19 protein-coding genes are annotated in these 21,269 nt (G+C 71.3%); 6 read left to right on the forward strand and 13 right to left on the reverse strand.

The window, feature by feature from the left end; all coding sequences use genetic code 11:
- Position 1: 1 nt before the first annotated feature.
- From C4V41_RS20250 to C4V41_RS20295, 10 genes are all read right to left on the reverse strand, one after another.
- Positions 2-1,147, reverse strand: a complete 1,146-nt coding sequence (locus C4V41_RS20250) for an NAD(P)/FAD-dependent oxidoreductase (RefSeq protein WP_103957470.1) — start codon at positions 1,145-1,147, stop codon at positions 2-4.
- A 64-nt stretch (positions 1,148-1,211) separates the two neighbouring features.
- On the reverse strand, positions 1,212-2,303 hold the full coding sequence (locus tag C4V41_RS20255; protein WP_103957471.1) for a prephenate dehydrogenase: 1,092 nt from the start codon (positions 2,301-2,303) through the stop codon (positions 1,212-1,214).
- Between the two features lie 99 nt (positions 2,304-2,402).
- Complete coding sequence (aroH, locus tag C4V41_RS20260) at positions 2,403-2,762, reverse strand: chorismate mutase (RefSeq protein WP_103957472.1); 360 nt, start codon at positions 2,760-2,762, stop codon at positions 2,403-2,405.
- 70 nt (positions 2,763-2,832) lie between these two features.
- Positions 2,833-4,743 carry a pseudouridine synthase gene (locus C4V41_RS20265; protein WP_235030263.1) on the reverse strand — a complete coding sequence of 637 codons (1,911 nt, stop codon included), beginning with the start codon at positions 4,741-4,743 and terminating at the stop codon, positions 2,833-2,835.
- The gene (scpB, locus tag C4V41_RS20270) at positions 4,740-5,429 is read right to left on the reverse strand and encodes an SMC-Scp complex subunit ScpB (protein WP_103957914.1); all 690 of its coding nucleotides are present in this window, start codon (positions 5,427-5,429) and stop codon (positions 4,740-4,742) included. The genes C4V41_RS20265 and scpB overlap by 4 nt, the downstream gene beginning before the upstream one ends.
- A 472-nt stretch (positions 5,430-5,901) precedes the next feature.
- Positions 5,902-6,720 carry a segregation and condensation protein A gene (locus C4V41_RS20275; protein ID WP_103957473.1) on the reverse strand — a complete coding sequence of 273 codons (819 nt, stop codon included), beginning with the start codon at positions 6,718-6,720 and terminating at the stop codon, positions 5,902-5,904.
- Positions 6,717-7,658: a ParA family protein gene (locus C4V41_RS20280; protein WP_103957474.1), complete on the reverse strand. Its 942-nt coding sequence runs from the start codon at positions 7,656-7,658 to the stop codon at positions 6,717-6,719. The genes C4V41_RS20275 and C4V41_RS20280 overlap by 4 nt, the downstream gene beginning before the upstream one ends.
- A 117-nt stretch (positions 7,659-7,775) precedes the next feature.
- A complete protein-coding gene (locus tag C4V41_RS20285) occupies positions 7,776-8,681 on the reverse strand; it encodes a site-specific tyrosine recombinase XerD (RefSeq protein ID WP_103957475.1) in 906 nt (301 codons plus the stop codon).
- A gap of 15 nt (positions 8,682-8,696) precedes the next feature.
- Complete coding sequence (locus tag C4V41_RS20290) at positions 8,697-9,308, reverse strand: NUDIX domain-containing protein (RefSeq protein ID WP_103957476.1); 612 nt, start codon at positions 9,306-9,308, stop codon at positions 8,697-8,699.
- Complete coding sequence (locus C4V41_RS20295) at positions 9,305-10,969, reverse strand: CTP synthase (RefSeq protein WP_103957477.1); 1,665 nt, start codon at positions 10,967-10,969, stop codon at positions 9,305-9,307. Before C4V41_RS20295 ends, C4V41_RS20290 begins: the two co-directional genes overlap by 4 nt.
- Before the next feature lie 111 nt (positions 10,970-11,080).
- Here C4V41_RS20295 and C4V41_RS20300 point away from each other — a divergent pair, with 111 nt between their 5' ends.
- A complete protein-coding gene (locus tag C4V41_RS20300) occupies positions 11,081-11,749 on the forward strand; it encodes an acyltransferase (protein WP_103957478.1) in 669 nt (222 codons plus the stop codon).
- A gap of 16 nt (positions 11,750-11,765) precedes the next feature.
- Positions 11,766-12,890: an NAD(P)H-dependent flavin oxidoreductase gene (locus C4V41_RS20305; protein ID WP_103957479.1), complete on the forward strand. Its 1,125-nt coding sequence runs from the start codon at positions 11,766-11,768 to the stop codon at positions 12,888-12,890.
- Here the strand turns inward: C4V41_RS20305 and C4V41_RS20310 are convergent.
- The 3 genes from C4V41_RS20310 to C4V41_RS20320 are packed head-to-tail and all read right to left on the reverse strand — an operon-like array spanning position 12,841 to position 16,804.
- Positions 12,841-13,821 (reverse strand): N-acetylglucosamine kinase, encoded by a 981-nt coding sequence (locus C4V41_RS20310; protein ID WP_103957480.1) that lies wholly within the window; start codon positions 13,819-13,821, stop codon positions 12,841-12,843. The genes C4V41_RS20305 and C4V41_RS20310 overlap by 50 nt on opposite strands.
- Positions 13,818-14,717: an N-acetylmuramic acid 6-phosphate etherase gene (locus C4V41_RS20315; RefSeq protein ID WP_103957481.1), complete on the reverse strand. Its 900-nt coding sequence runs from the start codon at positions 14,715-14,717 to the stop codon at positions 13,818-13,820. Before C4V41_RS20315 ends, C4V41_RS20310 begins: the two co-directional genes overlap by 4 nt.
- A complete protein-coding gene (locus C4V41_RS20320; protein WP_103957482.1) occupies positions 14,714-16,804 on the reverse strand; it encodes an alpha-N-acetylglucosaminidase in 2,091 nt (696 codons plus the stop codon). The genes C4V41_RS20315 and C4V41_RS20320 overlap by 4 nt, the downstream gene beginning before the upstream one ends.
- A 91-nt stretch (positions 16,805-16,895) precedes the next feature.
- Between C4V41_RS20320 and C4V41_RS20325 the strand changes: the two genes are divergently transcribed.
- Genes C4V41_RS20325 through C4V41_RS20340 form a run of 4 tightly spaced genes read left to right on the forward strand, consistent with a single transcriptional unit; the run spans position 16,896 to position 21,262 of the window.
- Positions 16,896-18,143 (forward strand): ROK family transcriptional regulator, encoded by a 1,248-nt coding sequence (locus C4V41_RS20325; protein ID WP_103957483.1) that lies wholly within the window; start codon positions 16,896-16,898, stop codon positions 18,141-18,143.
- A 36-nt stretch (positions 18,144-18,179) separates the two neighbouring features.
- A complete protein-coding gene (locus tag C4V41_RS20330) occupies positions 18,180-19,496 on the forward strand; it encodes an ABC transporter substrate-binding protein (RefSeq protein WP_103957484.1) in 1,317 nt (438 codons plus the stop codon).
- Positions 19,486-20,445 (forward strand): carbohydrate ABC transporter permease, encoded by a 960-nt coding sequence (locus tag C4V41_RS20335; protein ID WP_103957485.1) that lies wholly within the window; start codon positions 19,486-19,488, stop codon positions 20,443-20,445. Before C4V41_RS20330 ends, C4V41_RS20335 begins: the two co-directional genes overlap by 11 nt.
- A gap of 1 nt (position 20,446) precedes the next feature.
- Positions 20,447-21,262 (forward strand): carbohydrate ABC transporter permease, encoded by an 816-nt coding sequence (locus C4V41_RS20340; RefSeq protein WP_103957486.1) that lies wholly within the window; start codon positions 20,447-20,449, stop codon positions 21,260-21,262.
- The last annotated feature ends 7 nt before the right edge of the window (positions 21,263-21,269 follow it).

Raw genomic sequence — 21,269 nt, forward strand, 5'->3', positions numbered from 1 at the left:
GTCAGAGACCGGCGGTCATCGCGAACGCCCAGACGGGCACCAGGCCCCGCTTGAGCAGCCGGAACGTCGTTATCGGGCTGCCGCTCACCGTCTCCTTGTACGTGACCGCCGCCCGCCCCGTCAGATACCACCTGCGCGGGCTGTCGTCGGGCCGGGTGAACTGGATGACGGCGTCCTGGCGGCCCAGGCTGACGGGCTGATGGAAGTACCCGAACCGGAACGGCTTCGGGGTCCGGCCACGCAGCGTGGCGGCCAGCGAGTCGGCCGCGTGCAGGCCGGTGGGGATGCCGCCCTGGCAGGTGCCGTGGAGCACGCCGTACCGCTGGGTGATGGCGGCGGCGTCGCCTATCGCGTACACGTCGGGGTGGGACACCGAGCGCAGCGCCGCGTCCACCACGATCCGGCCGCGCGCGTCCACGCTCAGCCCGGAGTCCGCGGCCAGGGGCAGGGCCTTGGTGCCGGTGGTCCAGAGGGTGGCGTCGGCCTGGATCAGCTCGCCGTCGCCCAGTTCGACGGCGTCCGGGAGGACCTTGGTGATGTGGGCGCCGTCGCGTACCTCGACGCCGAGCCGCCGCAGCGCCGCGTCCAGGTAGGCGCGGGCGCCGTCGCCCATCATCGCGCCGGGCCGTCCCCGGGTCACCAGGACGACGCGCAGGTGCGGCCGGGCCTCGGCCAGTTCGGTGGCCGACTCCACGCCGGTCAGCCCGCCGCCGGCCACGACCACCGTGCCGCCCGTCAGCGTGTCGAGGCGCTCGGACAGCCGTACCGTGCCCGCGTGGTCGTCGTACACGAAGGCGTGCTCGGCGACCCCGGGGACGGAGGCGTCGGTGACGGTGCCGAGGGCGTAGATCAGCTTGTCGTAGCCGAGCACCCGCCCGTCATCGAGCTCGACGGCCCGGCGGCCCACGTCGAGCCCTGTCACGCGGCCCTGGACGAACGTGACGCCGGAGCCGGCGAGCACGTCGTCCAGCCGGTGATCGGCCAGCCGCTCCCCCGCCGCCGTCTGATGCAGGCGCAGCCGCTCGGTGAACCGCGCCGAGGCGTTCACCAGCGTGACCTTGCCACCCGTACGGCGGGTCTTACGTGCGACCCTGATGGCCGCCGTGACGCCGGTGTAGCCCGCGCCCAGTACCAGGATGTCGGTCATCTTCCTCTACCTCCTCGATTCGACCCAAGGACGTATCGAGGAGGCACGGACGTGACATCGGCTCCTAAGGAACCTGCCAGCCGCGCTCGCGCAGGGCCTCGGTGAGCGACGTGGCCGCGCCGGGCTCCACCGACAGCTCGGCGATGCCCAGGGGCAGGCCGGGGGCGTGCTCCAGGCGGACGTCCTCGACGTTGACCCCGACCTCGTCGCACACCTGGAACAGCCGGGCGAGCTGGCCGGGGCGGTCGCCGATGACGACCTGGACGACGGCATAGGAGGAGGCGGGGCCGCCGTGCTTGCCGGGAATGCGGTCGTGGCCGACGACGCCGCGCTTGAGGAGCTGGGTGATCTCGCCGGTGGCGGTGCCGTCGCCCTCGGCCAGGGCGCGCAGGGCGCTCGCGGCGTCGGCCAGGTCGTTGGCCACCGCCTCCAGCACCTCGGCGACCGGGGAGGCGTTGCCGGACAGGATGCCCAGCCACAGGCCGGGGTCGCTGCCCGCGATGCGGGTGACGTCGCGGACGCCCTGCCCGGCCAGGCCCAGCGCGACGTCGGTGGCGTCGGCCAGGCGGGCGGCCACGGCGGAGGCGGCGACGTGGGGCGCGTGGGAGACGACGGCGACCGCGCGGTCGTGGTCGCTCGCGCTGACCTCGACGGCGTTGGCCCCGCACAGCTCGATCAGCCGCAGGACCGCCGTCTTCGCCTCGGGGTCGGCCTCCTCGGTGGGGCACAGCGCCCACGGCCGCCCGAGGAACAGGTCGTCCCTGGCGGCCCCGGGACCGGACTTCTCGCGCCCGGCCAGCGGGTGGGAGGCGACGTAGGTGGTCAGGTCGCAGCCGAGCTGCGCGGCCCGGTGGATGGGCTCGGCCTTCACGCTCGCCACGTCGGTGTAGAACCGGGCCGCGTCGAGCCGCTGCAGCTCCAGCAGCTCACTGGCCACGTAGGCGGGGGGCACCGCGATGATCGCGAGGTCCACCCGCTCGACGACGGCCTGCCCGTCGAGGCTCCACTCCTCGCCCGCGCCGAGCTCCCGTGCCAGCCGCACGGCTCCTTGCTCGCGGTCGGCGAGGAGCACGCGGACGCCCCGCTTGCGCAGCGCCAGCGCCGCGGAGGTGCCGATGAGACCGGTGCCGACGACGAGCACGGTACGAAGATCCATCTCGATGTCCTGATTTATCGGGCTTTTCGGGCGACTGGGCTTGGGCTGATGTTCACGGCGCACGTACCCCGGCGCTCGCCGGGGTGACGTCCGCCGGAGTTATTGGGCGATGTCCTGGCGCAGCGCCACGGCGCCCCGCAGATAGACGTGCTGGATGTCGGTTTTCGGGCGGTCGGTCTCCACGTGCGCCATGAGACGTACGACGCGGGGCAGCGCGCCCGGCACGTCGATCTCGGTGCAGCAGATCAGCGGCACATCGTGGAAGCCCAGCTTACGCGCCGCCAGCGCGGGGAACTCGGCCGTCAGGTCGGGGGTGGCCGTGAACAGCACGCTGATCACATCGTCCGGCGTCAGGCGGTTGCGCTCCATGATCGCGCTGACCAGCTCGGTCGTCCCCCCGATGACCGAGCCACGGTCGTTGGCGTCCACCTGGATCGCCCCACGGATCGCCCGCACCATGTGGTTCGTCCCCCTCAGATAGCCGGAGAGCCCGTGCGGAGATGCGCACGGGCTCCTGCGTCCGGCCAGATTACAGCTTCACGGCCGCGTAAAGCTCGCCGACTTCCTTCAAGGACAGCGCCCTGACGGTCCCCGGCTTGGTACGGCCCAGCTTCACCGGCCCGAACTCGATCCTGGCCAGGTCGATGACCCGGTGCCCGGACTCCTCCAGCATGCGCCGGACGACGTGCTTGCGGCCCTCGTGCAGCACGACCTCGACCAGTGCCTGCTGGCCGTGCTCCTGCACGATGGCGAAGCTGTCGGCTCTGGCGATGCCGTCTTCGAGCTCGATGCCCTGCTTGAGCCTGCGGCCCAGGTCACGCGGGATCGGCCCCGGCACCTTGGCCCAGTATTTCTTCTGCACGCCGTAGCTCGGGTGCGTCAGCCTGTTGGCCAGCTCACCGTCGTTGGTGAGCAGCAGCAGACCCTCGGTCTCGGTGTCGAGCCGGCCCACGTGGAACAACCTCGGCGCCAGCTCCTCGACGAAGTCGGCCAGGCACGGGCGGCCCTGCGGGTCGTCCATGGTGGAGACGACGCCGATGGGCTTGTTCAGGGCGTAGTAGACGAGGTCGGGAGCGGTCGGGATGCGCTTGCCGTCCACGTGGATGACCTGCGCCGCGGGGTCCACCTTGGCGCCGAAACGCCGTACGACCTGGCCGTTGACGGTGACGCGGCCGTCGCCGATCATCTCCTCGCAGGCCCTGCGGCTGGCCACGCCCGCCTGGGCGAGCACCTTCTGCAGCCGTACACCGTCCGGCACCTCGGTGGTGTCGCGCTCGTCGGTGTAGCCCTCCGGGTAGAAGGCATGGTCGCGGAGCGGCTGCCGGGCGGCCTTCACCCGGTCGCGCTGGGGGCTCCCGGCGCTCTCGCGCCTGGGGGTGCCGCCAATGGTCTGTACGTCGTCCCGCCGCGAGCTCCGGCCCGTGCGGTCGGTACGGGAGTCTCCGTCGCGCCTGCCGAACCGGGCCCGGGTCGGGGACGTGCCCCGGGAGCCGGAGTCCTCCCTGCGCCCGCTCCGCCCGGCGCGCGCCACGCCCCGGTCGTCACTCTGGCGCTCGTCACGACGCCCCGCGCCGTAGCCGCCGGCGCCCCGGTCGTCACGCCGCTCGGGACGGTAGCCGCCCCGGTCGTCGCGGGGCCGCTCGAAACGGCTCCCACCACGGTCTCCGCCGCGCTCGGGACGGTTCCCGGTGCGCTCGGAGCCCTGGAAACGGTCACGGCCGCCCTGGTAACGGTCGCCACCACGCTCGGCGCGGAAGCCACCGCCCTCGTGACGGCCACTGCTCTGGTAACGGTCACCACTACGCTCGGGGCGGCCGCCACCACCTTCGTAGCGGGCTCCCCCACGGTCGGAGCCCCGGTCAGAAGCACGGTCAGAGCTCCGGTCGAACCCACGCGCTCCACCACGGTCGGAACCACGGTCGAACCCACGGGCCCCACCACGGTCGGAACCACGGTTGGAACCGCGATCGAACCCGCGCTCGGAGCCACGGCTGGAGCCACGATCGAACCCGCGGTCGGAGCCACGCTGGTCCGATCCACGGTCGAAACGGTTGCCGCCACGCTCGTCGGAGCGGTTGCCGCCACGGTCGGAGCCGCCGCGGTCATGGCGGGCCTCCCCGCTGTCGCCGCCACCGCGGGTCCATTCGCCGCGGTCACGGGCGGGGGCGCGGTCATCGCGCTGGAATCGGTTGCCGGTGTCGCCGTCGCGGTTGCCGTACCGGGCGCGGGAGCCGCCCCGATCGGCGCGAAGGGAGTCGCCGGAGGGCCGGGGTCCGCCGCGGGAGTCCCGGCGGTCACCCCCGCCGCGGGTGTCGTCGTCGCGGCGGAAAGAGCCGCGGGTGTCGTCGGAGCGGAAGGCGGGACGCCCACCACGGCCGGAGCCGCCTGCACGTCCACGACCGCGTCCATCACCGGACGGGGTGCTGCGCCTGTTGATCACTTTGTTGTCTCCTCGAGATTTTCCACGTCGTCAGGGAGGAAGGGCGCGAGCTCGGGGAGCTCGCTCAGATCCCGCAGTCCCAGACGTTCAAGGAAGTATGAGCTTGTCCGGTAGAGCACTGCCTGGCTCTCCGGGTCGGTGCCGGCCTCTTCGACCAGCCCCCTGGCGACGAGTGTCCGCATGACACCGTCGCTGTTGACGCCGCGCACGGCGGCGACGCGAGCCCGGCTCACCGGTTGCCGGTAAGCCACTACCGCGAGTGTTTCGAGCGCGGCCTGGGTCAGCCGCGACTGCTGGCCGTCACGGACGAACCGTTCGACCAGTTGCGCGCAGTCGGCACGGGTATAAAACCGCCAACCGCCCGCAACCTCTCGCAAGTCAAAACCCCGCCCGGAGGCGGTATATTCCGCCGCCAGCGTACGCAATGCGGTGGCGACTTCGTGGGTGGGCCGCTCAAGAACCTGCGCCAGAACCACTTCGGCGACGGGTTCATCGACAACAAGCAGGATAGCCTCCAACGCCGCCCCAAGCGTCGGCCCCTCCCCACCACCCTCCTCAGCACCGCCCTCAGCGGGACCCTGAGCACCGTCACCGCCCTCAGCGGGACTCTGAGGCTCGTCCTCAACGCGGGCCGCAGCGAGGTCGTAACCCTCGCCCTTACCGGCCGCCTCACTGAAGGCCGTCATCGGCTTCTCCGCCGCACGCGTTGCGCCGACCTCACCACGCCCCACCGACCCGGCGCCCGAGAAACCCGAGGTCTGCGCACCCGGCAGGCCCGCAGCGTCAGCGGGCGTGTCGGATGTGGCGCTCGTGTGAGAGGCCGTCGTGTCGGTGCCCGCCGTCGCCTCGTTGGGCACCGGAGCCGGAGCGTCTTCGAGGGCCGGCCCGTCCACCGAGACGGCGTCCGCGACCCGAGCGGGCTCCGCCACCGAAGCCAGACCCTCTGCCGAGGCCGAAGCCCCCGCCTGAGGAGAGCCGTCCAACGGGGCCGGACCGTCCGACGGAGCCGGGCCGTCCGAGGGTTCTTCGGGGTGGGAAAAGGGGGTGTCCTCGAGTTCCGGGGACGCCGGTTGGGCCAGGGAGCCGGGGAGGGTCATCCAGGCGGGCAGCGGTGGGGTCGCGTCGGGGGACGTGCGGGGGCTGGGCAACGGGTTTTCGTCAGTCATTGGCTGGTTTCTCCGCGGATTCCTCGTAGTCGTCCCCCACCGCCACGTCCCCGTCGTCGGACCCCGTCCAGGTCACGTGCAGATCCCCCAGCGGCTCCACCTGCTCGAACGTCACCGCCGACTCCCGGAACAGCTCCAGCACCGCCAGAAACCGGGCGATGACCTCGAAAGTCCCCTCGCAGTCGGCCACCAGGGCGCGGAAGGTGGCACGGCGGAGGCGGCGCAGGTGCATGACCAGGAGGGCCGCCTGCTCCTTGACGCTCGCCACCGGCTGGTAGATGTGCCCGACATTGACGGTGGGCGGGAGTTTGGGAGTGAAGGCCTTGGCGGCGATGCGGGCGAGTTGTTCGGGCCCGATGCCCAGGATCAGCTCGGGCAGCAGGTTGGCGAACTGCTCCTCCATCCGCACGGTACGCGGAAAGCGCAGCGCCTCCTCCGCCATCCGCCCCGCGAAGACCTTGGCGACTTCCTTGTACGCCTTGTACTGCAGCAACCGCGCGAACAGCAGGTCTCTGGCCTCGAGCAGCGCCAGATCCTCCTCGTCCTCCACCTCGCCCGAGGGCAGCAGCCGGGCCGCCTTCAGATCGAGCAGGGTCGCCGCCACCAGCAGGAAGTGGCTGGTCAGGTCGAGGTCCCACTCCGGCCCCTTGGACCGGATGTAGGCGATGAACTCGTCGGTGACCTTGGAGAGTGAGACCTCGGTGATGTCGAGCTTGTGCTTGGCGATGAGGCCGAGGAGCAGGTCGAAGGGTCCCTCGAAGACGTCCAGGTGGACCTGGAAGCCCTGGGGTTCGGTCTGCTCGGCGGTCACCTGGCCATTGTCGCAGGCGCCGGCCAGCGCGAGAGCACCTCGCGGGCCAGCTCACGGTAGGCGTTGGCGCCGAGGGACGACGGGTCGAACGTGGTGATCGGCTCACCGGCGACCGTCGCGTCGGGGAAGCGCACCGTGCGGTTGATCACCGTGTGGAACACCTTGTCGCCGAACGCCTCCACCACGCGGGCCAGCACCTCGCGGCCGTGCAGGGTGCGGGCGTCGTACATGGTGGCGAGGAGCCCTTCGATCTCGAGCTCCTCGTTGAGCCGCTCCTGCACCTTGGAGATGGTGTCCATGAGCAGGGCGACGCCGCGCAGGGCGAAGAACTCGCACTCCAGCGGCACCATCACGCCGTGCGCGCAGGTCAGCGCGTTGATGGTGAGCAGGCCCAGCGACGGCTGGCAGTCGATGAGGCACACGTCGTAGTGCGGCAGCAGCGGCTTGATCACGCGGCCGAGCACCTGCTCGCGGGCGACCTCGGTGACGAGCTGCACTTCGGCGGCCGACAGGTCGATGTTGCTGGGCAGCAGGTCGAGGCCCTCGACGCCGGTTTCGAGCAGCACGTCTTCGGCGGTGACGTTGCGCTCCATCAGCAGGTTGTAGACGGTCAGGTCGAGCTGGAGCGGGTTGATGCCCAGGCCGACGGAGAGCGCCCCCTGCGGGTCGAAGTCGACCAGCAGCACCTTGAGCCCGCACTCGACGAGCGCGGCCCCCAGGTTGATGGTGGTCGTGGTCTTGCCGACACCGCCCTTCTGGTTGACCATCGCGACCACGCGGGCCGGGCCGTGCACCGTGGGCGGCACCGGTTCCGGGAACACGGGTCGTGGCCGCTGCGTCGGGCCCAGATTGACGCCGTTAGAGGGCGTGTTGGTCTTCGTGTCGCCCCAGGGGTTGTCGGGGGTCCCCGGGGTCGAACCCTTGGTCGTCACAGTCACCAGCTCGAACCTCCCTGACGATCCCGAACCGGACCGTCCGGACGGACACTATGGCGTCACCACTTAACGCGGCAAGGCGGCACGCCGAGGGCGGCGCACACCCCAAAAGACTATAGATCACTGCCGGGCGCGCGGATGCGCGGCGGCGTAGACCTCGCGGAGCCTGTCGACGGTGACCAGGGTGTAGACCTGTGTGGTCGTCACCGAGGCGTGACCGAGCAGCTCCTGGACCACCCTAACGTCAGCTCCTCCGTCCAAGAGGTGCGTTGCGAAGGAATGCCGGAGTACGTGCGGACTTATCCTGTCAAGTCCGGCTCGTTCGGCGGCGGCCTGGAGCACTTCCCAGGCTCCCTGCCTGGTCAGGCGGCCTCCCCGGGCGTTGAGGAAGACCCCGGGGGTGCCACGGCCGTGAGCGAGGAGACCGGGACGGGCCCGGACCAGGTACGCGTCCAGGGCGGACCGGGCGTAACGCCCCAACGGCACCACCCGGGTACGGGCCCCCTTGCCGCGCAGCCGTACCTGATCGTCTTCGAGGTCGTCCACGGCCAGCCCGACGGCCTCGGAAATGCGGGCGCCGGTGCCGTACAGGACTTCGAGAAGAGCGCGGTTGCGCAGCGTCAGGGGCGCGCCGTCGGGGCCGGAGGCGGCGATGAGGCGTTCGACCTCGTCCACGGCGATGGCCTTGGGGAGCCTGCGGAGCTGGCGCGGCGGGCGTACCTCGTGGGCGGGGTCGTGGGCCGTGACCCCTTCGCGCAGGGCGAAACGGTGCAGCCCGCGCACGGCCGAGACGGCGCGCGCGGCGGAGCTGGCGACGAGGGCGGGGTGCTCACCGTCGCCCTCGCGCAGCGCGGCGAGGAAGGCCAGCACATCGGCCTCCCCCACCTCCGCGAGCTCCAGCCGGCCGAGCGACTGCAGGTGTTCGCAGTATCGGCGCAGGTCACGACGGTAGGACGCGAGCGTGTTGGCAGCCAGGCCCCGTTCCACCGCGAGATGGGCGAGGTAGCTGGAGAGCACCGCCTCCACGAATTGGTCCTTCCGTCACGCCTCAGGTGCGTCGGCGGGGCGCAACAGGGCGAACCCCTCAACCGATGCCGCATATGCGGCGAGGATACCGGCCACGGCCGGGGAATTGTGGATCATTCCCATGAGTGCCTTCTCGACCGCGTCGGCCAGAGGGACCCATTCGACCGGCATGTCGATTTCCTCATGCTCCTGGACGAAGCCGTTCTCCTCGTCGGGGATCTTGGTCAGCCCCTGGGCGAGGAACACCCTGATGCGCTCGTCGCTCATGCCGGGCGAGGAACGCAGGTCGGTCAGGGTGTGCCAGGTCTCGGCGCGGTAGCCGGCCTCCTCGGCGAGCTCGCGGGCGGCGGTGGTGACGAGCGGTTCGCCCGCAACGTCGCGGATCCCGGCGGGCAGCTCCCACATCAGCATGCGGGTGGGGTGGCGGTACTGCCTGATCATCAGCACCCGCTCCTCGTCGTCGAGCGCGAGCACGGCGACGGAACCGGGGTGGATGACGTAGTCGCGGTCGGCGACCGCGTCGCGGGGCATCTTCACCGTGTCGGTGACCACGCGGACGATCCTGCCCTCGAACCGGTCCTCGGTGCCGAGGACCTCCCACGACTCGGGCGCGTCTTCGATCTTCACTGGCTCACCTTGTCGGCCACGCGGTCGTCGGCGTAGGTCAGGGCGGCGCTGATGAGGCCCTTGAACATCGGGTTGGCGCGGGTGGGCCGGGAGCGGAACTCGGGGTGCGCCTGGGTGCCGATGAAGAAGGGGTGGACGTCGGCGGGCAGCTCGGTGTATTCGACCAGGCGGCCGTCGGGCGACAGCCCCGAGAAGACCAGGCCGACCTTCTCCAGCTGCTCGCGGTAGGAGTTGTTGACCTCGTAGCGGTGCCGGTGGCGCTCGTCGGCCTTGGCCTTGCCACCGTAGAGCTGCCGGGCGAGGGTGCCCTCGCCGAGCTTGGCGGTGTAGCTGCCCAGCCGCATGGTGCCGCCCATGTCGCGCTCGCCGGCGACGACGTCCTCCTGGTCGGCCATGGTGGAGATGACGGCGTGCTTGGTGTCGGGGTCGAACTCGGCGGAGTTGGCGTCCTCGATGCCGGCCATGTTGCGGGCCGCCTCGATGACCATGCCCTGCATGCCGAGGCAGATGCCGAGCAGCGGGATCTTGCCCTCGCGGGCGTGCCGGATGGCGCCGATCTTGCCCTCGATGCCGCGCACGCCGAACCCGCCGGGGACCAGCACGCCGTCGACGCCGTCGAGCTCGCGCCCGGCGCCCTCGGGGGTCTCGCAGTCGTCGCTCTTGACCCAGCGGATGTTGACGCGGGCGTCGTTGGCGAACCCGCCGGCGCGCAGGGCCTCGGTGACGGACAGGTAGGCGTCCGGCAGGTCGATGTACTTGCCGACCAGCGCGATGGTGACCTCCTTGGCCGGCCGGTGCACCCGGCGCAGGAGCTGCTCCCACTCCTTCCAGTCAACGTCGCGGAAGGGCAGGCCGAGCCGGCGCACCACGTAGGCGTCGAGGCCCTCGGAGTGGAGCACCTTCGGGATGTCGTAGATCGAGGCCGCGTCCACGGCCGAGACGACGGCGTCCTCGTCGACGTCGCACATGAGGCTGATCTTGCGCTTGATCGCCGTCTGCACCGGCCGGTCGGACCGCAGCACGATCGCGTCCGGCTGGATGCCGATGCTGCGCAGCGCCGCCACGCTGTGCTGGGTCGGCTTGGTCTTCAGCTCCCCGGACGGCCCGATGTACGGCAGCAGCGACACGTGCAGGAAGAACACGTTGTCGCGCCCGACCTCGTGCCTGATCTGCCGCACGGCCTCCAGGAACGGCAGCGACTCGATGTCGCCCACCGTGCCCCCGACCTCGGTGATGACCACATCGACGTCAGGACCGGCCATGCCCCGGATCCGGTCCTTGATCTCGTTGGTGATGTGCGGGATCACCTGGACGGTGTCGCCCAGGTATTCGCCCCGCCGCTCCTTGGCGATGACGTTGGAGTAGACCTGGCCGGTGGTCACATTGGCCGAGCCGTGCAGGTCGGTGTCGAGGAACCGCTCATAGTGGCCGACGTCGAGGTCGGTCTCGGCACCGTCGTCGGTGACGAACACCTCGCCGTGCTGGAACGGGTTCATGGTGCCGGGGTCGACATTGAGGTAAGGGTCGAGCTTCTGCATGGTGACCCTGAGTCCGCGCGCCTTGAGCAGGCGGCCGAGGCTGGACGCCGTGAGCCCCTTGCCGAGACTGGAGGCGACACCGCCGGTGACGAACAGATGCTTGGTTTGCGATGCGCTGCGCAAAGGGGCTCCCGTGGCTCGAGGTGTGGTCGAAGTGTCCACGGGCTCTCAGGATATCAAACAACGCCCCTCACATGCCCGAACGGGGATGACCTAGCGGTAACTTTGGTCCCTATGTCACTTGTACGGCGGGCATTGGGCACATTGATACACCGTGCGTACACGGCGATCCGCCACGCGGGAGCGATCACGCCGGCCACTCCCTCCGGTTACCGGTTCCGCCGGCTCGGCGACGGCGTGAGCATCGCCTTCCCGCCGGGCGCGATCTTCGGCGAGCGGTGGATGGAGATCGGTGACCACACGCTGATCGGCGAGCGCGTGTCGCTCTCCTGCGGCATGATGCCGGGCCCCGACCTCGGCCCCGGCTCGATCCTGCGCATCGGCGGAAGCTGCTCGATCGGCCGGGGCTCGCACATCGTGGCCCACCAGTCGATCGACATCGGCGACGACGTGTTCACCGGCCCGTACGTGTACATCACCGACCAGAACCACGTCTACGACGACCCCGATGTGCCGATCGGCAGGCAGTGGCCGCGCAACAGCCCGGTCTCGATCGGCTCGGGCTCGTGGCTGGGCGCGGGCGCGATCATCCTGCCGGGCACGACGCTGGGCCGCCAGTGCGTGGTGGCGGGCGGCGCGGTGGTGCGCGGCGAGTTCCCCGACCACAGCGTGGTCGCCGGGGTGCCGGCCAGGCGGGTACGCGGGTACACGCCGGAACTGGGCTGGCACGCCCCCATCGCGTTCGGCGCCACGGCCGAGGGGATGGACCGAACAACGTTCTGACGGTTAGCGTCGGAGCATGCGGACCGCCATCTGTGAGCGTTTGGGCATCGAGTTCCCGTTGTTCGCCTTCAGCCACTGCCGTGACGTGGTGGCCGCCGTGACGAACGCGGGCGGGTTCGGGGTGCTGGGCGCGATCGCGTACTCACCGGACCAACTGGACACCGAGCTGACCTGGCTGGACGAACGTGTGAACGGCCGCCCGTACGGCGTCGACGTGCTCGTCCCCGGCAGGATCGACGCCTCCGCGCTCGACGTGCGCACCCACCTCATGGACGCCATCCCCGACCGGCACCGCGACTTCGTCACGCACCTGCTGTCCAAGTACGGCGTGAGCGCCACCGCGCAGCCGCTGACGGCGGTGGCCGACGAGCTGGGCAGGCGGGTGACGGCGGCCGGGGCGACGGGGCTGATCGACGTGGCGCTCAAGCACCGGATCGGCCTGATCGCCAGCGCCCTGGGGCCGCCGCCGCCCGAGATGGTGGCCAGGGCCAGGGAGGCGGGCGTGCCGGTGGCCGCGCTGGTCGGCACGGTGGAGCACGCCCGCAGGCAGGTGGCGGCGGGCGCCGACCTGATCGTGGCGCAGGGCACGGAGGCGGGCGGGCACACCGGCGAGATCTCGACCATGGTGCTGGTGCCGCAGGTGGTGGACGCGGTCGCGCCGGTGCCGGTGCTGGCGGCGGGCGGGATCGCGTCGGGACGGCAGATGGCGGCGGCCATGGCGCTCGGCGCGGAGGGCGTGTGGTGCGGCTCGGTCTGGCTGACGACGGAGGAGGCCGAGACGGCGCCGGCGGTCAAGCGCAAGCTGCTGGCCGCCTCGTCGCTCGACACGGTCCGGTCCAGGTCGCGTACGGGCAAGCCGGCCCGCCAGCTCAAGTCCGCCTGGACGGAGGAGTGGGACTCCGGCCAGGAGAGCCCGGGGCCGCTCGGGATGCCGCTGCAGATCCTGGTCGCCGAGGGCGCCATGGCCCGCATCGGGGCCGCGGCGGAGAGGGGCGAGCCGGGGGCGCTGGAGCTGGTCAACTACTACGTGGGGCAGGTCGTGGGCCAGCTCGACCAGGTCAAGCCGGCCCGGGACGTCGTCTACGACCTGGTCAGCGAGTTCGGCGAAGCGGTCGAACGGCTGGCGCGTCTGTCCGGCTGAAGACGTACATGTACGGATGCCGGGCCTCGATCGAGGCGGCGGCCTTGGCCAGCCCGAGCGCGCCGTCGGCCGAGGTGCCCAGGGGCGGGATGAACCTGGCGTCCGGCAGCACCGCCCGTACGGTGCTCTGGAACGGCTCCATGAGCAGGTCGGCGGCGTCGAACAGGCGGCCGCCCCAGGAGAAGACCGGCTCCAGCCCGGCGGCGGCGGCCACGGCCGTCTGGGCGAGCTGCCGCCCGGCCTCGGCCCAGATCCGGCGAGCGGCCGGGTCACCCTCGCGGGCCGCCTCGGCCACCGATGGCGCGAACGAGGCCAGGTGGTGGGCCGGGGAGCCCGACTCGTAGACGAGCGCCACCAGGTCCAGGGGGTGGCCGAAGCGCGCGGTCATGTGTTCGAGCAGCGCGGTCGAGCCGCCCGAGCGGCGGTCGTGGGCCCGCAGGGCCGCCTGGAGGCCCTGCGAGCCGATCCAGGCGCCGCTGCCGTGGTCGCCGAGCAGGTGGCCCCATCCGTCGGCCTGGTTCCACACGCCGTCGAGGTCGGTGCCGAGCGTGATGACGCCGGTGCCGGCGGCCACGACGACCCCCGCGCGGAACCCGAGCGCGCCGGCGTGCGTGGTCACCATGTCGCCCGCGACGACGAGCGCGCCGAGGCCGAACCGGTCGCCCAGCGCGTGCCAGAGCGTCTCCGGGTCCTTGACCAGGCCCGGCAGCCCGGTCACGCCGATCGCCATCCCCTCCAGCCGGTCGACGCCGGGCGCCGAGGTCTCGATGACGGCCGCCACGCGCGCGGCCAGCCGGGGCAGGTCCACGCGGCCCCGGTCGCGGGGCACCGGGGAGGTGTCCTCCCCGGCGATGATCCCTTCGCCGCCGTCGATCCGTACTCTGATCCCGCCGCCGCCGACGTCGACGCCGGCGCATGTCGACGAGCTCATCCGGCCTGCCCGTTGAGCGCGGCGACGGCCGCGCGGACGCCCGGATGCTCCCCCAGCGCGGCGCGCGCCCGCTCGGGCGAGCAGCCGGTGAGCAGCCGGACCAGCGCCCCGGGAATGTCGCCCGAGGCGTCGGCCAGGGCGGCGCGGCAGGTCTCCGCGTCCTGCCCGCTCGCCTCCGCGAGCAGGCTGACAGCCCGCTCGGCCAGCTTGGCGTTGGTGGCCACCAGCCCGACCATGAGGTTCCCGTACGTGCGCCCCGCCTTGATCATGAGGGCGGTCGAGAACGCGTTCAGGATGACCTTGGTCGCCGTCCCCGCCTTGAGCCGGGTGGATCCGGTCAGCGCCTCGGGCCCGGTGTCGGCCACCACCACGATCTCGGCCAGGTCGCCCGCCGCCGCGCCGGGGTTGCAGGTGACCAGCACCGTCAGCGCGCCGGCCGCCCGCGCCCCGCGCAGCGCGCCCACGACGTACGCGGTGGACCCGGAGGCCGTGATCCCGACCGCCACGTCGGCCGCGCCGACCCCGGCCGCGTCGGCGGCGCCGAGCGCGCCGGCGTCCTCGCGGTCGATGGAGGAGTCGGTGAGCGCCTCGGGCCCGCCCGCGAAGTGCGCGGTGAACAGCCCGCCAGGCGCCCCGAACGTGGGCGTGATCTCGGTCGCGTCCAGCACCGCCAGCCGCCCGGAGGCGCCCGCGCCGAAGTAGTGCACCCGTCCGCCGCGCGCGAGCCGCAGGTGCGTCTCGTCCACCGCCCTGGCCAGCGGCCCGGTCGCCGCGCGGGCGGCCTCGACGGCCCTGGCGTCCTCGTCCAGCAGCAGTCCCAGGACGCCGGCGGACTCCAGGGTGTCGATGTCGCGGGTGCGCGGGTTGCGGCGCTCGGTCGGTGGTACCGGGGTCATCGTGCTCCTCTGTCGAGTTCGGAGGCGTAGGCGGTGAACAGGTTGCGGGACTCGGTGGCCAGGTCGCCGGGGGTCAGCGGGGGCGCGCCCGCGCGCAGGAACAGCTCGTCGCGCTCGTGCAGGCGTTCGCCCAGCTCGGCCTCGGCGTCGGGGCGGCCGAAGCCGCGCGCCCACAGCTCCCAGCGGTCGCGGTAGTAGCCGCCCATGAGCCCCGCCCAGTGCCGGCCCGCGTAGTCGTCGAGCAGGGGGCTTTCCGAGGTGCCCCAGACCGTGATGATGCGGCGGGCGTTGTCCCGCAGGACGGCGGCGTCGGCCGGCCCGTCCGCCCAGGACACGGCCTTGGCCTCCCAGTGCTGGAAGGTGTATTCGGGGCGGCAGCTCAGCATCCGGTCGAGGTCCTCGAAGACCTTCAGGAACCGATCGGCCTGCCCGGGGTCACCGTCCGACTCCACGACGTCCAGGTAGCGGCTGTCGGCCACGCGCGCCATGAAGGCGATGCCGACCTCCGCGAGGTCGTGCCCGAGCGGCCCGGCCGTCAGCCCGGGGTCGCGCTCGGCCACCTCGATCATCCGCTCCCAGGCCCGCGCCAGCACGGCGGGGTCGTACCAGAGGGGGCCCGTGGGCGTCCGCGTGTACGAGGGCTCGGCGGTGAGGACGCCCTTGAACTGGTCGGGGGCGATCCGCAGGCCCCCGGCGCCGTAGACGGTGGCGAGCAGCCCGCGCCAGGCGGCGCGCAGCTCCTCCGTGAAGCGGCCGCCGTAGCGCTGGGCCACGAAGGCGTCGAGCCAGGCGTCCAGGTCGGGGACCCGGTTCCAGATGTGGTCGGTCACCAGCTCGAAGAAGACGGGGTTGTTGCGGATGGCCTCCATGGACAGGCCGATCCCGGTGGGCGGGCTCGGCGCGGCCAGTGCCGCGTCGATGCCGGCCGGCACGCCGCGCAGGTCGGCGACCGGGTCGGTGCGGCCGCCGAAGTTGAGCAGCGCGCACCAGAGCCACGGCTTGCCGGAGAACTCGTCGAACTGCCGCCACAGCGGGTCGTGCTCGGCCCACAGGTCCGCCACGAGCATCCGGTCGTCCGGGATCGCGTCGAGGAAGGCGGTGACGCGGTCCTCGGTCCAGAAGTCGCGCTGGTAGGAGAACGGCCACGCCTGCATGAGCCAGACGGCGTCCGGGTCGGCCTGCCGCAGTCCGGCCAGCGTCGCCGCCGCCACGGCGCCGGGGAAGGCCGGGTCGGCGTCGATGGGGATCATCTCGATGAACGGGTCGGCGGCGTACAAATGGTCGGTGCCGAAGAGCTTGATCTGGGCGCGGGCGATCTCGGCGCCGATCCGCTCGTACAGGGGGTCCGCGGGGTCGAGCGACCAGGTCTCGAAGCCCTGCCAGTTACGGCTGCCGGCGCGCGCCGTCGCGGCGATCTCGCGGGGGACGTGCCCGGTGAAGGCGGGCAGCACGGGCGTCATGCCGAAGGCGCGCTCGCGTTCGAGGACGCGCGCGCCGAGCTCGCGGTGGCGGTCGATCCAGGACGCGGGCAGCGGGCCCGCGAAGTCGTCCATGCAGCCCATGAACTGGAACGGCAGGTAGCCGGGCCCGCCCAGGAAGCTCCTGATCTGGTCGTCGTCCAGGCCGAGCAGCGAGTACGCGGCGTGCAGCGCGGCCTCGTGACCGGTGACGGCCAGCGGCATGGTGATGCCGTGCAGCGCCATCCAGTCGATCTCGCTCTCCCAGTCGGCCCAGTCCCAGTAGGGCGTCGTGTAGCTGAAGGTGCAGAAGTTGAAGTAGTAGCCTTCGCGGACCCGCGGCGTGCCCTCGTGGAGCGGGGCGTCGGGAAGGGACGTCAACGGCAGGGGCAGCACGGTGTCCCAGCCCACGGACATGCCGCAGTGTTCGCGGAGGTAGTGGTGCAGCGCAACCGACGCGCTCACCCCGTCCGTCGCGGCGATGGTGAGCACGCCGCCCTTCGCCTCGTAGGCGTGCGCGCGGCCCTCGCCGTCGAGGCCGCCGAGGCGGACCGACTCCGCCACGGGTCCCAGAACGCGCTGGGCGAGGCCCCGTACAACGTCCGCCCACTGCGCCTCACCGGACAACATCGCAGGTCACACCCCTCGACGAATTAGTTCCGTACGATACATAATTATTATGCTAGCGTACGCCGCATCGCTCACAGGGTTGGGAGAGTTCATGGAGCAGCTGGTCGCCGCGGGCACGCAGTTCATGCGTGAGGTCAACGCCGCCGCGATCCTGCGCCGGCTGCGGGCCGAGTCCAGCATGAGCGTGTCGGCGCTGGCCAAGGCGGTGGGCCTGTCCAGGCAGGCGGTCACCCGCTCACTCAACGCGCTGACCGACGAGGGCCTGGTCGAGTTCGGCTCCCTGGACCGCGATTCGAGCCGGGCGGGCCGTCCCGCACAGCTCGTCCGGTTCCGTGCCGAGGCCGGCCACGTGCTGGGCGTCTCGATCAGCCCGCAGGACCTGCGGGTGGCGGTGGCGGACCTGTGCGGCACGGTCATCGCGGCCGACGCGGTGCAGTTCGGCGCCCGCCCCGGCGCCGAGCAGGTGCTCGGCACGCTTCTCACCACAGTGGCGAGCGTGCTGCGCGCCGCGGGCCCCACGACCCTCTGGTACGCCTCGATCGGCACGCCGGGAATAGTGGACCCGGCCGCCGGGATCATCAAGCTCCTCCCGACCATGCCCGGCCTCACCGGCGACGTCCTGCTGCGCCGGCTGAAGGAGACGCTCGGCTGCCCCATCTACCTGGACAACGACGTCAAGCTGGCGACGCAGGGCGAACGGTGGCGGGACGCCGAGCAGCGCGAGGACTCGCTGGTGATGCTGCACTGGGGCGAGCGCGTCGGCGCCGGAATCGTGCTGAACGGCGAGCTCTACCGCGGCACCTCCAACGACGCCGGCGACGTCGGCTTCCTCGACCTGTTCACGGAGCGGACGGCGCCGGTCGAGTCCCGCCACCCGCACGGCCTGGGCCCCTTCGAGGACCGGGTCGGCGGCGAGGAGATCGTGCGCCAGGCCGCCGCGGCGGCGGGTCGCGCCGGCGACGCGGAGTTCCTGTCCCGGATCGAGGCCGCCGGAGAGCGCGCCTTCGAGACCGTGCTGGACGCCGTCGTCGCGGGCACGCCGGCCGCCCTGGAGGCCATCGACGTGGTGGCCCGCCGCTTCGCCAAGGGCATCGCCGTGATCCGGGCCCTTCTCGACCCACGCCTCGTGGTCATCGGGGGGCCCATGGCCAGATGCGGAGAGACGCTGCTCGCGGCGCTCAGACGCCATCTGGAAGACGAACTGCTGGATCAGCCGCTCCTGGAGATCTCGACGCTCCAGGAGGACGCCGTCGTCCACGGAGCGCTGCTCCACTCGCTGGACGAGGTCGAGCGCACCAGGTTCGGCCTGGTGAGAACCGGTCGTCATGAAGGCCGTTGACGACGCACCACTTGTAGAAGGAGAAAGGTCATCCGTATGACGACACCACCCCGGCGTCACGCGCTCGTGGCGCTCGGCGTCACGGCGACGCTCGCTCTGACCGCCTGCGCGGGCACCAGCGGCACGAGCGCCCCGGCCGCGTCTCAGAAGATCGACGTCACGACGACCATTCCCAGCGACCCGGTGACGCTCACCCTGGCCTACAGCAACGACCCGCCCACCAAGACGCTGATCGAGGGCTTCACCAAGAAGCACCCGAACGTCACCATCAAGCCCCAGATGACGCCGTTCGGCGACTACGTCAAGTCCATCAAACTGGCGATGTCGTCGGACGCGGCGCCGGACATCGCGCAGTACAACCCCGGCGCGATGAACTCCCTGGTCCCGGCCGGGCTCATCCTGGATCTCGGCCCGTGGTCGAAGGCGTACGGCTGGAGCGGCAAGTTCCCGCCCTCGACCCTGGAGATCCTCAGCTCCGACAAGTCGGCCAAGCAGTTCGGGACCGGCGGCCTGTACGCGGTGCCGGGCGGCCTGTCCGTCGTCGGCGTCTACTACAACAAGAAGATGGTCAAGGAGGCGCCGAAGACGCTGCCCGAGTTCGAGGCGGCGCTGCAGAAGGTCAAGGACTCCGGCGGCACCCCGCTGAGCCTCGGCGGCCTGGCGGTCGGCGGCTTCCACCTGTGGAACGCGCTGCTCAACGTCAGCGGCGACGTCGCCGACTACCGCTCCTGGGTGTACGGCAAGCCCGGCTCCACGATCGAGACCGAGGCCGCCAAGAAGGCCACCGACACGATCGTCTCCTGGGCCAAGAAGGGCTACTTCCCCGCCTCGGCCAACGCCACGGCGGACGCCGACGCGCTGGCGGGCTTCTCCAAGGGCAAGAGCGCGTTCCTGGTGACCGGCAACTGGGGCGCCACCGCCCTGGAGACCGAGCTGAAGGACGACGTCGGCTTCTTCCTCATGCCGACCGCCTCGGCCGACCAGCCGGCGAAGGTCGCCTCGGGCGCGAGCGTCGCGTACGCCATCTCGGCCAAGACCAAGCACCCGAACGTCGCCGCGGCCTTCCTCGACTACCTCAGCTCGCCGGAGGCGGCGAAGATCGAGTTCGACGGCGGTTTCATGCCCGTCGACACCAAGGCCGAGCTGGGCGCCGAGGGTCTGCGCGGTGAGATCGCGACCGCGTTCTCACCGGTGGCGCAGAGTAACGGGATCGTCCCCTTCCCCGACTACGCCTCCCCCGGCATGATCGACAAGCTCACCCCCGGCATCCAGGGCCTGATCAGCGGCAAGATGACCACCGACGCCTTCCTGAAGTCCCTTCAGGAGTCGTGGGACGGACATCATGGCTCGTGAGCTGAGCGCGCCCGTCTCCCCTCCGCGTGCCACCCCGGCACGCGGAGGGGAGCGGGTGACCCGCAGACGTGCCCGCCCCTCCCCCTTGCGCGCGCGACGCGCGCGCGGCTGGCTCTACGTGCTGCCCGCGCTCGCGATCTACCTCGGCTTCGCCATCTGGCCGGCGATCAACACGGTCCGCCTGTCCCTGCTGAAGTGGGACGGCATCCTGCCGGCCACGTGGGAGGGCTTCGGCAACTACGTCAAGATCTTCCGTGATTCGGCGCTGTACGAGGCCATCCTGCACAGCCTCGTGCTGATCATCTTCTTCTCGGTCATCCCCATCGGCGTCGGCCTCGTCATGACGGCCCTGCTGATGGGCAAGGTGCGCAAGGGCATGACGTTCTTCCGCATCGTCTTCTTCCTGCCCCAGGTGCTCCCCCTCGTCGCCGTCGGCATCACCTGGCGCTGGTTCTACAGCGAGGCCGGCGGCATCAACCAGATCCTCGAACTCATCGGGCTCGGCGGGATCACCCGCGCCTGGCTGGGCGACTACCAGCTCGCCCTGATCGCGCTCGGCCTCATCGGCACCTGGACGATGAGCGGCCTGTGCATGATGCTCTTCCTGGCCGGCGCGCAGAAGATCGACCCGTCCCTCTACGAGGCGGCCAAGCTCGACGGCGCCGGCACGTTCCGGCAGTTCCGCCACGTCACCCTGCCCGGCGTGCGCAGGGAGATCACCGTCGCCGGCGTCATCACCACCATCGCCGCGCTGGCCAGCTTCGACCTCGTCTTCGTCACCACCAACGGCGGCCCCGCGGGGCAGACCAACGTCCCCGGCCTGCTGGTCTACCGGCTGGCCTTCAACGAGGGCGACATCGGCGGCGCCAGCGCGCTGGCCGTCGTGCTGACCGTGATCGTGGTCGCCGCGGTCAGCGCCGTCCGCTACTTCACCAGGGAAAAGGATTGACATGCGTGGCGGAGTAGGTGTCCGGTACGGAGTACTCGTCCTGCTGACGGTCATGATCCTGGTGCCGTTCGTCGGCATCATCCTGGCCGCGCTGCATCCCCCGGGCGCGCAGCTCGACGGGTTCAGCATCCCGGAACGGTGGTCGTGGGAGAACTTCGCGCTGGCCTGGGAGCGCGGCAACATGACCGCCCTCATGCGCTCCAGCGTGCTGATCGCGGTCTTCGTGGTGCCGCTGTCGGTGATGCTGGCCGTGCTGGCGGGCTACGGGCTGACGATCCTCAAGGTGTGGGGCAACAAGGCGCTGTCGTTCGGGTTCGTCATGGGGCTCACGCTGCCGATGGAGCTCATCGTGGTGGCGCTCTACTTCAACCTGCGCGAGGTCGGGCTGACCAACTCCTTCACGGGCATCATCCTGGCCGAGGCGGCGCTGTTCATGCCGTTCGGCGTCTACTGGATGCAGACCCACTTCTCGAACGTCCCCGACGAGCTGGTCGAGGCGGCCCGCATCGACGGCGCCAAGGACCTCATCGTGCTGCTGCGGGTGCTGCTGCCGATCTCGTGGCCCGCCGTCACCACCCTGTCGGTGCTGTACTTCATGTGGTCGTGGAACCAGTTCATGCTGGTCCTGGTCATGATGCAGGATCCGGACCGCCGCACCGCGCCGAGCGGCCTGGGGCTCTTCGTCGGCCAGTACACGACGGACATCCCCCTGCTGGCGGCGGCCTGTCTGATCGTCATCGCGCCGATCGTCGTGGTGTACCTGTTGTTCCAGCGCAGCTTCGTCAGCGGGATCACCCAGGGCGCCATCAAGGGATAACCTGCGC

Origin of the sequence: Nonomuraea solani, from assembly GCF_900108335.1 — a bacterium.
Classification (GTDB): domain Bacteria; phylum Actinomycetota; class Actinomycetes; order Streptosporangiales; family Streptosporangiaceae; genus Nonomuraea; species Nonomuraea solani.

Excerpts from the sequence above, each read along its gene's own strand:
- C4V41_RS20250 (WP_103957470.1), bottom strand. The coding sequence starts at position 1,147 with ATGACCGACATCCTGGTACTGGGCGCGGGCTACACCGGCGTCACGGCG.
- C4V41_RS20255 (WP_103957471.1), bottom strand. The coding sequence starts at position 2,303 with ATGGATCTTCGTACCGTGCTCGTCGTCGGCACCGGTCTCATCGGCACC.
- aroH (WP_103957472.1), bottom strand. The coding sequence starts at position 2,762 with ATGGTGCGGGCGATCCGTGGGGCGATCCAGGTGGACGCCAACGACCGT.
- scpB (WP_103957914.1), bottom strand. The coding sequence starts at position 5,429 with ATGACGGCCTTCAGTGAGGCGGCCGGTAAGGGCGAGGGTTACGACCTC.
- C4V41_RS20300 (WP_103957478.1), top strand. The coding sequence starts at position 11,081 with ATGTCACTTGTACGGCGGGCATTGGGCACATTGATACACCGTGCGTAC.
- C4V41_RS20305 (WP_103957479.1), top strand. The coding sequence starts at position 11,766 with ATGCGGACCGCCATCTGTGAGCGTTTGGGCATCGAGTTCCCGTTGTTC.
- C4V41_RS20310 (WP_103957480.1), bottom strand. The coding sequence starts at position 13,821 with ATGAGCTCGTCGACATGCGCCGGCGTCGACGTCGGCGGCGGCGGGATC.
- C4V41_RS20315 (WP_103957481.1), bottom strand. The coding sequence starts at position 14,717 with ATGACCCCGGTACCACCGACCGAGCGCCGCAACCCGCGCACCCGCGAC.
- C4V41_RS20320 (WP_103957482.1), bottom strand. The coding sequence starts at position 16,804 with ATGTTGTCCGGTGAGGCGCAGTGGGCGGACGTTGTACGGGGCCTCGCC.
- C4V41_RS20325 (WP_103957483.1), top strand. The coding sequence starts at position 16,896 with ATGGAGCAGCTGGTCGCCGCGGGCACGCAGTTCATGCGTGAGGTCAAC.
- C4V41_RS20330 (WP_103957484.1), top strand. The coding sequence starts at position 18,180 with ATGACGACACCACCCCGGCGTCACGCGCTCGTGGCGCTCGGCGTCACG.
- C4V41_RS20335 (WP_103957485.1), top strand. The coding sequence starts at position 19,486 with ATGGCTCGTGAGCTGAGCGCGCCCGTCTCCCCTCCGCGTGCCACCCCG.
- C4V41_RS20340 (WP_103957486.1), top strand. The coding sequence starts at position 20,447 with ATGCGTGGCGGAGTAGGTGTCCGGTACGGAGTACTCGTCCTGCTGACG.